9 protein-coding genes and 1 pseudogene are annotated in these 10039 nt (G+C 35.8%); 1 reads left to right on the top strand and 9 read right to left on the bottom strand.

Annotated features, from left to right (window positions below):
• Positions 1-101: 101 nt before the first annotated feature.
• Positions 102-572: pseudogene (locus V7D75_RS11050) on the top strand (IS3 family transposase); the annotation flags it as partial.
• A 110-nt stretch (positions 573-682) separates the two neighbouring features.
• Here the strand turns inward: V7D75_RS11050 and V7D75_RS11045 are convergent.
• The 9 genes from V7D75_RS11045 to V7D75_RS11005 are packed head-to-tail and all read right to left on the bottom strand — an operon-like array spanning position 683 to position 9913.
• Positions 683-1936: a hypothetical protein gene (locus V7D75_RS11045; RefSeq protein WP_333614601.1), complete on the bottom strand. Its 1254-nt coding sequence runs from the start codon at positions 1934-1936 to the stop codon at positions 683-685.
• The gene (locus tag V7D75_RS11040) at positions 1926-2621 is read right to left on the bottom strand and encodes an acylneuraminate cytidylyltransferase family protein (RefSeq protein ID WP_333614600.1); all 696 of its coding nucleotides are present in this window, start codon (positions 2619-2621) and stop codon (positions 1926-1928) included. The genes V7D75_RS11045 and V7D75_RS11040 overlap by 11 nt, the downstream gene beginning before the upstream one ends.
• A gap of 2 nt (positions 2622-2623) precedes the next feature.
• Entirely contained in the window at positions 2624-3682 is a 1059-nt protein-coding gene (locus tag V7D75_RS11035) for a nucleotidyltransferase family protein (RefSeq protein WP_333614599.1), read from the bottom strand.
• A gap of 2 nt (positions 3683-3684) precedes the next feature.
• Complete coding sequence (locus V7D75_RS11030) at positions 3685-4803, bottom strand: N-acetyl sugar amidotransferase (protein WP_333614598.1); 1119 nt, start codon at positions 4801-4803, stop codon at positions 3685-3687.
• Between the two features lie 42 nt (positions 4804-4845).
• Positions 4846-5997: a UDP-N-acetylglucosamine 2-epimerase gene (neuC, locus tag V7D75_RS11025; protein WP_333614597.1), complete on the bottom strand. Its 1152-nt coding sequence runs from the start codon at positions 5995-5997 to the stop codon at positions 4846-4848.
• A complete protein-coding gene (neuB, locus tag V7D75_RS11020; protein ID WP_333614596.1) occupies positions 5994-6992 on the bottom strand; it encodes an N-acetylneuraminate synthase in 999 nt (332 codons plus the stop codon). Before neuB ends, neuC begins: the two co-directional genes overlap by 4 nt.
• Positions 6989-7573: a NeuD/PglB/VioB family sugar acetyltransferase gene (locus tag V7D75_RS11015; protein WP_333614595.1), complete on the bottom strand. Its 585-nt coding sequence runs from the start codon at positions 7571-7573 to the stop codon at positions 6989-6991. Before V7D75_RS11015 ends, neuB begins: the two co-directional genes overlap by 4 nt.
• Positions 7573-8724, bottom strand: coding sequence for a LegC family aminotransferase (locus V7D75_RS11010; protein WP_333614594.1), 1152 nt, complete (start codon positions 8722-8724; stop codon positions 7573-7575). Before V7D75_RS11010 ends, V7D75_RS11015 begins: the two co-directional genes overlap by 1 nt.
• Before the next feature lie 7 nt (positions 8725-8731).
• Positions 8732-9913, bottom strand: a complete 1182-nt coding sequence (locus tag V7D75_RS11005) for a UDP-N-acetylglucosamine 4,6-dehydratase (RefSeq protein ID WP_333614593.1) — start codon at positions 9911-9913, stop codon at positions 8732-8734.
• Between the last annotated feature and the right edge of the window lie 126 nt (positions 9914-10039).

Here is a 10039-nt window from a genome sequence, read left to right as displayed (position 1 = left end):
CTATATGAAAAGATGCTGTTTGCACTAAATTACTTTGAGACAAACATCAACAGCATCGTCTTCTATCAGTTGTGAAACGCCCCGACTATATCGGAGAGTGGATTGCTTATATCTGGACAGACGAAGGTTGGCTGTACTTAGCTGGAGTCAAAGATTTATACACTAAAGAGCTTGTCGGCTACGCTATTAACAAGCGCATGACCGCAGATTTAGTATGTCGTGCGCTTAACATGGCAATTAAGAATAAACGCCCAAGCAAGGGACTAATTGTGCATTCTGATAGAGGCAGCCAGTATTGCAGTCACGCCTACCACAAGACCATTAAGCAGCATCAATTTATTGGCTCAATGAGAGGCAAAGGCAACTGTTTCGATAACGCTCCGATAGAAAGCTTCTGGGGTGTATTAAAGAATGAGCTGGTATATCATCAAGACTATAAAACAAGGTTCACAGCCATCAATGATATTATCAGTTATATCGAGCTGTACTACAATCAGACGAGGATTCAAAAGGGTTTGGGCTATCAATCGCCAAGACAGGTGTGGTTTGATTATTATCGTCAAGCTGCGTAACTAAAATCTCCCAAGTTTAAGTCTACGGGATTGACGGCAGGGGTCACTCCTGTTAATGGATCATAAGCAGTCACACAAGGTTTGGGAAAGGCTCTTATTTACATTTTAAATTAATTTATTTTTTCTTGGGAAAGTAACCAACCAATTGTATCTTGAATACTTTCGTTAACTTTCAATGTATTTAACATTGGTTCTAGCTTTTCTACATTACTTATCCATTTTAAAGTAGAATCAATTTGGAGTACACCTTTCCTGACATAGCCATTTACAACTAGATCATCAAAGAACTCTTCATAAATACCAGTTTCCCTTAAAGAAGGGCATAACGCTAATGTAGGAACACCTAAGTAAGCAGCCTCGTAGGTAGTCATTGAAGACATAGTAATATGTCCACTACATCTAGACAGTATACTCGGTAACGGAATGTATGTAGACTCTTTCCATCCACAATTTTTATGCTTGTTAACAAATCCATCCATAAAGTCGAAAAGTTTTTTATATTTCTTTATTTGTAAATATTGAACTGGATGAAATCTAAAATGCCAGAAAACATTTTTATTAGTTTCTCTTATAATATCTTCTAGTTCATCATAAAACAAACCATTACTTAAGAAACCCTTAAAGCAATCAAGCTCATCAACCCCTGATGTATAACCCCACTGTAAAGAAACTAGAACTTCCTTTTCATACTCATTTTTTTTGTTTGGAGCCAACCACTCTTGTGGTAGATTATTAATACACTTGCTTTCAAACCTTCTTAAGAAAGGATGAACTATCTCTTTAACAATAACTCCATACTTTTCCAACTCTGAAAAAGTTTGGGTTGAGACTTCATCTAACGAAAGAATACATTGCGGAAGAGACTTTTTCTCTTTTTTATCCCAATTCCATGGAATTGGATTATAACCAATGCCATGCAATAACTCAGCATGAAACACTTCTAAATTTCTTGCAGCTTCACATAAAAAGTCATTACAACCGATAGTAATGATCAATTTTGGTCTAGCTTTCTTTATTATACCTTCATATAATTTCAAAGTTGGTTCATAACCCAATTTACTTGTTAATCTACTTACTATTCTGGATATGAAGTAAGATTTATTAATCGCTATAGGGTCCCCGTATCCCTTTTTACCAACAATTCTTGACCAAGGATGCGCAACTGTTATACAACTAAATCCTTTTCTTTCAAATTCATCTCTTATTGAATCTAACAGCGGTGAATATGCTTTATTATTAAGAGCTATACCCCTATTAACATCATGACCAAATAGTAAAACATCGCAAGGTTTTATTAATTTACTAGTATCATTAAAATTTACTTCTTTAAGAGTATTCAAATATCCTTTAATTTTAGCTATCATTTTTAGTTCCATACAAAAACTCTGCCCACTTAAAATCCATCTCCGTATCTATATCTACTGAATCAATATTATTCATTTGATAGGCATAGCAGTTATTTTTAAGAAAAACACTACCTGTGTACAATAATTCTTCAGTTTTACAAATATAGATTGCACCATTTAATCGGAAATAGGTTTCTAAGTCTTGGCTTCTTTTATTGAAAATTTCTTCTTTTAAAAAATCTTTTAAGCTCTTGTTTTCTGGTAAAGTATTTGCCCATAGAGGACTATGTTCCATTTCAGTAACAGAAATTATTGCATCAGAGTTTTTCTGGAAAATTAATTGTATCGCTTCATCTATGTGCCCATTAGTACGCAAAGGACTAGTGGGTTGTAATAAGACAATATAATCAAACTCCTCTGTGTTTTCTATCGCATGATTTATAGCTTCAAAGCTTGTAGAGTTATCTTGTGATAAATGCATTGGCCTTTTTATAGTTGATGCACCATAACTATTAGAAACTTTTAGGATTTCATCATCATCACTTGTCACTAACACTTTATCTATATACTTACTTTGTAATGCGGCTTCTATTGTCCACGCAATCAAAGGCTTACCAGCTAGATTCAATATATTTTTGCGAGGTAAACGTTTGCTACCACCTCTCGCAGGTATAATAGCTAGAAAAGTCTTCTCATTTAACATTATCAACTCTCTTTAAAGTAAACTTGAATGTCATTTTGGGCTTTTTGATAATCTTTCATTTGACCAATATCTAGCCAATAGTCATAACTAGTATAAGTGCCAATTCGTTTATTATTCGCTCTATGTTCTTCTAATAGTGTCGGTATATCTATACGTTGGTTTTCTTTTACACTATCAACAATCTCTGGACTTAGAATATATATTCCAGTATTTATCTTATAGCGATAAGTAGGTTTTTCCACCATATTAGTAATTAATTGGTTTTGCGTTTCAATGACACCGAATGGTACTCTATACTCATCTTCTCTCACGCATAAAGTAGCATCAAAACCATGAGCTTCATGGTGATGAAGTAGTTGTGCATAATTCAACTTAGTGAGAACATCACCATTCATCATAATTATTGGCAAATTAGGACGGTCTTTTGGTAACAACCCAAGCGCCCCACCAGTACCTAAAGGCATATCTTCATGTACGTATTGAATGCTTACGCCCCATTTACTGCCATCACCAAAATAATCACGTATGACTTCTGGTAAATAATGAGTAGAAACAAAAAAACTATGAAACCCAAAACTAATAAATTGATTAATAAGATGTTCTAACATTGGTTTATTCCCAACCCGTAACATCGGTTTAGGACAATGATCAGTTAGAGGCTGAAGTCGCGTACCAAAACCTCCAGCCATAATAAATACAGGGTTATCACGTTTAGGAGGCTTCAAAGCCTGTGCGAGTGTTTCTACTCCAATCAGAACACCTTTATCATCTATAATAGGTACAGCTAATAAATCAAGTGATTTCATGATTTCTAAACGTTCACTAATACTTGTATTATTAAGCATCACTGTGGGAGTTTTATTCATCACTTCAGTAATACAGTCATTCATATTAGCATTATTCAGTAGACTGCGCCTAATATCACCATCAGTAACTGTACCTAATAATTCGTCTGCTTCATCACATACCAACACAATGCGTAAAGAACCTCTATCAAGTACTCTCATAGTATCTCGTAATGAAGCAGTATGCTCGATAGTTATATTTTGAAGATCTTGCACGCTTAATCCTCCCAAACAGGATGCTTAAGCAACCAATCACTATACTTAGAGTTTTTAGTGAATAACTCTTGGTTATAGTGCTGATCTATAATTCGCCAAAACTCCTGCTCACTGTAGCCAAAGAAGCGGCAAAACTCTCTTATAGATCTAGGATCTAGTGCATGATCATGAGTCTTTACTAACTCCGATGCAACTTTCCTAGTTATCATTCCATATCTAATCATTCTAGCTGCATAATCAGTTGCCGAAGCATGACCAAACTTTGGATATTTCATCCAAGAATGAATTAAATAGGCAGGAGATTCAATTTGATCAAACTGCTCAATATGGTGGGTTCTTTTCCACTCATGTGTTAAATCATGAAAACCATTTTTTTTAGCAACTTCATAATTTGTAAAGCTATTCCACTCTACAAAATAACTAAGATAAATAGGATTCAATTTATCTAAATCTTCTTGGATAGGTGGTTCAAAAAAATTTAGACTTTTGGGGCTTATACCGACACTTACTATCTCTTCTTTAGAAATACCACTTCCTACTCCATTGTTAATCTGCTCTTTTGCTGAGTAGGTTTCAATTGCATTTTCGCCGCCATATTCATAGGTTACATTCTCTCCATATACTAATAATGGAGTATTAAATTTTAAAGCCATATGAAGAGGATAAGTATAAATATAACGATCAATAAAATAAGTAGGTTTACCGTAGTTTTCAAAAGTATAACGACCTATCATTTTTTGCGCTTTTAAGTTGGGTTTTATCGAAATTATATCACAACCAAAAGCTTCAGATATATTTTTTACATTATGCATTCCAGCATCTGTCATCGGGAAGTTGTCTTCTACAGATACAAGTAAAGGATTCATTCCTAACTTTTCTTTAAAAGTATAAACTTGAAAATGGCTATCTTTTCCACCTGAGACGGCGATCATGCAATCGTAACCATCAGGACCATTCATTCCACGATATTTATTACATAAACGTTCTAGTTCTTTCCAACGTTCTCCATAATTCACTTCTTTACGTTTTTCGTAAGTTTGACAAGCTGCGCAAACTCCCTTCTCGTCAAAAGTTATCCCAGGACGTGTGCTAGGCATGACGCATTGCGTACAATATTTCATTTATTAATTCCTTTGGTTTATTTTTTACCCAAATAGTCTATTTCATAGATCATAAAACTTTTTTTTCAAAAGATTATCGATGTTAGTTTTTTTAATAATATTGATTATTTCTAATGAAGCTAATCCATCTCCATAGGGATTTTCAGATTGCTCTAATATTTTCTTCATTTCTAAATCATAAACCTCTTTTAAACTTTTAGTAATAGAGGCTTTATCAGGATCACAGTCAATCACACTCGTGGCTTTTATTCTGCCCTTTTGTCTATCACCAATATTTACTGTGGCAATCTTAAAGCTTGGAGCCTCTGCAAGACCACTAGAGCTATTACCAACTACTGCATCCATAAACTGTAATGCGCTCAAGTATCTTAATTGACCTAATGAGGTGAAAGCTTTCGCTTTAAATGAATTTGCATTTGCATATTCGTCAATTAGTTTATTTATAATGCGACCATCAGTATCGCTGTTAGCTTTAGTAAAAATTAGATGTGTATCCTCCAACTCATCTAAAGCTTCTAAAAGCTCTATAAACTGTTGTCGTGCAGTTGACTTTTCAAGTGTTACCGGATGAAAAGTAATTAAGAGATTTTTTTCAGCTAGCTTGAAATCAATAGACCTTTGAAACTCTTCTTTATCAAGAAGTTTGAGACGTTTAATATTTTCAATACCCATTCCGCCCACATTAAACACACGCTCTGGATCTTCTCCTAGTTGAATTACTCGATTGCGGTATTGCTCCGTAGCGGTGAAGTGCAGATGACTCATTTTGGTAATGCTATGACGTATTGCTTCGTCAAAAGCCCCTTCGGTAGTCTCTCCACCATGAATGTGCGCAATTGGAATACGCGCAATCATGGCAGCACTACTTGCAGCAAAAATCTCGTAGCGATCACCAAGAAGGATAACTAGATCAGGCTGTAAGTCTTCAAAAGACTCAGCAAGACTGATCTGTGCTAAACCTACTGATTTTGAGATGCCAATTGCAGTATCTGATGATAGTAACATCTCTATCTTTTTGTTAACCTTAAATTCCTTTTCTATTTCTTTATAAGTTGAACCAAACTCTGGACTTAAATGCATACCTGTAACAATCAGCTGAAGTTCAAAACATCGATCTGCTTGAATCCCTTTCATTAACCAATAAAGTAAACCATATTCTGCACGTGTACCTGTCACTACACAGATTTTTTTCATATTAAATCATCTTCTTGGTAGTTATTAACTGCTTTAGTGCCTATAACCTCATCCCATCGCATGGGACTAATGCCAGTACCAGGGCGTTTAATAGTTAGGTTTTCTTCGGTAAAAAACTCCCCTTCTTTTATACTAGTTTTAGCTACTAATGATTTACGAGCAATGGATTTATTTTTTGCCTCACTAGGGCTCGGCTTTTTCACAGTACTACCTAAAGCCTGTTCTATGTTACGTATGGCTTGTATCATAGAGATCAGCTCGTGTGGCTCTAAACTAGCTCTATGATCAGGCCCCGGCATATTTTTATCTAAGGTAAAATGTTTTTCAATAATGCTTGCTCCTAACGCAACCGCTGCTATAGGTACTTCAATACCTAGCGTATGGTCACTATAGCCATAGTTAGTATTAAAGGCGTTACCTATAGTAACCATTGCTTTAAGATTAACATCTTTCATTGGCGTGGGATATTCGGTATTAGCATGTAAGATAGTTATATTTTTGCGATTAGAGCCTGCCTGTATAATTACATTAATGGCTGCTTCTATTTCTCCTAAATTTGCCATACCTGTAGAAAGTATAACTCTTTTATTTAAGCTACCGATATGTCGCAAATAAGGCAAGTTTGTAATTTCACCACTAGGTATCTTAAATACCTCTAAACCCAACTTATGAAGTAACTCAATACTTTCGTGATCAAAAGGCGTTGATAAAAATAAAATATTTTTATGCTTGCAATAAGAAATCAATTGTTTATGGGCATCAACATCTAGTTCAAGTTTTTGTATCATTTCAAACTGACTTTCTTCTACATCAGTTGTTTGTTTTTGATAATCAGCTTTTTGAGCAGTTTTACTAACTAGGTTTGCTGCTTTAAAAGTTTGAAACTTAACTGCGTCAGCTCCTGCTTTCACGGCTGCATCAATTAATTCTTTAGCAATATCTGAGGAACCATTATGATTCACGCCTGCTTCAGCTATAATAAAAACTTTCTTCATAAAGCAACTCCTCCGGCTTTAGTAAACCCTGTTAGGGTAGCACCTTGTTTACTCGTAGCGTTACTACCTATGAATGAATTTTGTTTAACATTAACACTGCCATTAATAACACTGGCAGTGGCAATATGACAATTGTTTTCGACAATAGCATCGTGTTCAATGAGTGCTTTCGTATTAATAATACAATTTTCCCCTACTTTTGCGTTAGCATTAACTAACGCGTGATGCATAACTACAGTACCACTACCTATCTCTGCATGTTTAGATACATAAGCTAGAGGCGATATAATTGCAGGTAAATTATAACCAATAAGCTTTAATTGTTCATATAAGTTAATGCGTAATGTATTCGTTCTAATGTGTCCGATAGTAATTATTGCATTTTTATATGTATCAAATAGTTCCGTTAATTCATTGTCAGTAGCTAAGACAGGATATCCTAGTATTAATTTCCCTATATTTTCTTCTAAATCTACAATACCAGCAATTTGGTATATTGCTTGCTGCTCTATTACATCTATAACACTGTGACAATGGCCGCCACCGCCTATTAAAATAATACTGTCAGGTTTATTATTCATTAAAACTCTCTCAAAAATGCAGAGCTAGGTAAGTTCACAAGTCGAGCCTCTGCCCATTCAGAGTTAGTTAAGTTGCCTTTTAACTCATTAGCAAACATAGGTAAGCGATGCATTAATTGCCAGACAGGGCGAGTCATAACCCCTTGCTTATTAGTAGTCTCTAACAAAGAGTCACGAGCGCTTGCATCAGGACAAACGACAGCATTTAACCAATAATTAGAATGAGCATATTCAGGTTCCACTACAAAGCAGTAATCAGTGTTTTCAAAGAACTGTAAATACTGCTCTGCTATAAGGCGTTTGCTGGCAAGTTTTGCTTCTAATTGTTCAATTTGTGCACAGCCTAAGGCTGCATTCAGATTAGGCATACGGTAGTTAAATCCTGCCTCGTCATGATAAAACTCATGAGGATGAGGAACTTTTGCTGTGGTAGTGATATGTTTTGCTCTAAAACCATCTTCTTGATTCTGGCATAGAATCATACCACCTCCGCCCGTGGTAATAACTTTATTACCATTAAAGCTTAAAGCACCAAAGCGTCCTAAGGTACCCGTATGCTTGCCTTTGTAATACGAACCTAAGCTTTCTGCTGCATCTTCTATTAAAGTGAGGTTCCATTTTTGACACACTGTTAATAGCTCATCAATTTGAGCGGGATGGCCGAAGGTATGCATTGGCATAACTGCTTTGATAGCAGCTTTAGTAACTTTTTGACGGCACTGACCTTCTTCATCTATAAAAGCATTTTCAGATAGCCATTGCTCTGTAGCTACAGGGCACAGGCCAAATGCTTTACGTTCTATATCGATAAGAATGGGTTTAGCACCCATATGATATAATGCATTACAAATGGCAACAAAAGTCAGTGCTTGCGTAATCACTAGGTCGCCGACTCGTACACCTGCTAAATATAATGCTGAGTGAAGTGCAGCAGTACCATTGACAGTTGCTATAGCTTTTGCCGACCCAGTTACTTGTTGGACTTTTTGTTCAAACTCATCCACAAACTTGCCGACACTTGAGACGAAGGTGCTGGTTATGGTTTCTGTAACATACTTCTGCTCGTTACCCGAAAAATTAGGCGCATGTAGAGGTATGAATTCGTTGGTCGAGTAAATATCTCGGACTAACTTTATAAGTTCCATTTGCATGTTATTCTCACATTTTGCTATCAAGATATTTTCCAGTTTCTTTATGACCGAAATCCGGAATCATCTTAAAAAAAAGATAAACAAGAGCTTGTTTATCCCAAGCACGTTTGTTTCTCATACTTTGAATGCTGGTTTCAAACTCTGTAAGTAAGCCAGAGTCAAAGATAGCTTCATTCTTAATGACACCAAGGTTATTAAATAGCTGCATATCCAACATTTCATTATCGGTAAAGAATTCTTCGAAGTCTTTTTCGCCAGTAGTATCGCTACCTGTGAATAAACAGGGCCATTTGCCTTGTTCCGGAAGCGTTTTGGCAAGTTCACGTGCCTCATCTTCACTACTACATAAAACTGGCTCATAGCCTTTTTGTTTTAAGTATTTGATAGCAATATCTGCAAAAGAAATAAGATGAAGATTTTCGCTTAACTTGGGGAAAAAAATGTCTCTATTTTCGCCAAAAATACAAGACATCAAACACAACTCACCAGACTCCTGCGGAGTGACGAAATACCTTTTAATGTCATTAGGCGCAACAATGGGTTGGCGTTTTTCAATACGCTGATTAAAGCTATGTAATAAGGATCCATCAGAGAATGCTACATTGGCAAAACGAGCAGTAGATATATCGATTTCTAGACTGCGGCGCATTAAGAACATTTCCATGATGCGCTTTGAAGCTCCCATCATATTTACCGGGTTAGCTGCTTTATCTGTAGAAACACAAAAGTACTTTTTAACACCACTTTCTATAGATTGCTGCAGTGTTTTGTCTGTATTAAAAATATTAACGTCAATCATACGCATTAAGGTATAAGGATCCTTTTCACTACGCACATGCTTTAACGCTGAAAGGTTTAATACGTAGTCAAACTGACCATCTGCTTGAATAAAAGCGTCATACTCAATTGAACCTATATCCAGTGCAAAAGTCTGGAAGTCACCATCAATATAGCCAAATGAACTGCGAATATCACGAACCAGCTCAACTAAATTATTCTCACTGATATCGACAACGTGCAATTTTTTTGGTTTACGTTTAAATATTTCTTTAACGACTGCTTGACCAATGGAGCCAGCTCCGCCGAGAACTAGAAACTTTGAGTTAGAAACAGTTTCGGCAAGGTAATCACTATTAACATTTAAGTCTTGAGCAAATAGAGGCTCAGATCGTCCAATAAGTTTAAGCATTTTCTTTACCTCTTAAAAAATAAAACCAAGGCATAGGAAAAACCTTAGCTGCTAAAATCCAAGTTAAAACAAAGAATAGGGTCTGAATAATAAGAAATGCAATCGCTGCACCGTTAATGCCATAAA

Source organism: Psychrobacter sp., assembly GCF_036731945.1.
Lineage (GTDB): Bacteria > Pseudomonadota > Gammaproteobacteria > Pseudomonadales > Moraxellaceae > Psychrobacter.
This window is presented reverse-complemented; position numbering and strand designations above follow the sequence as displayed.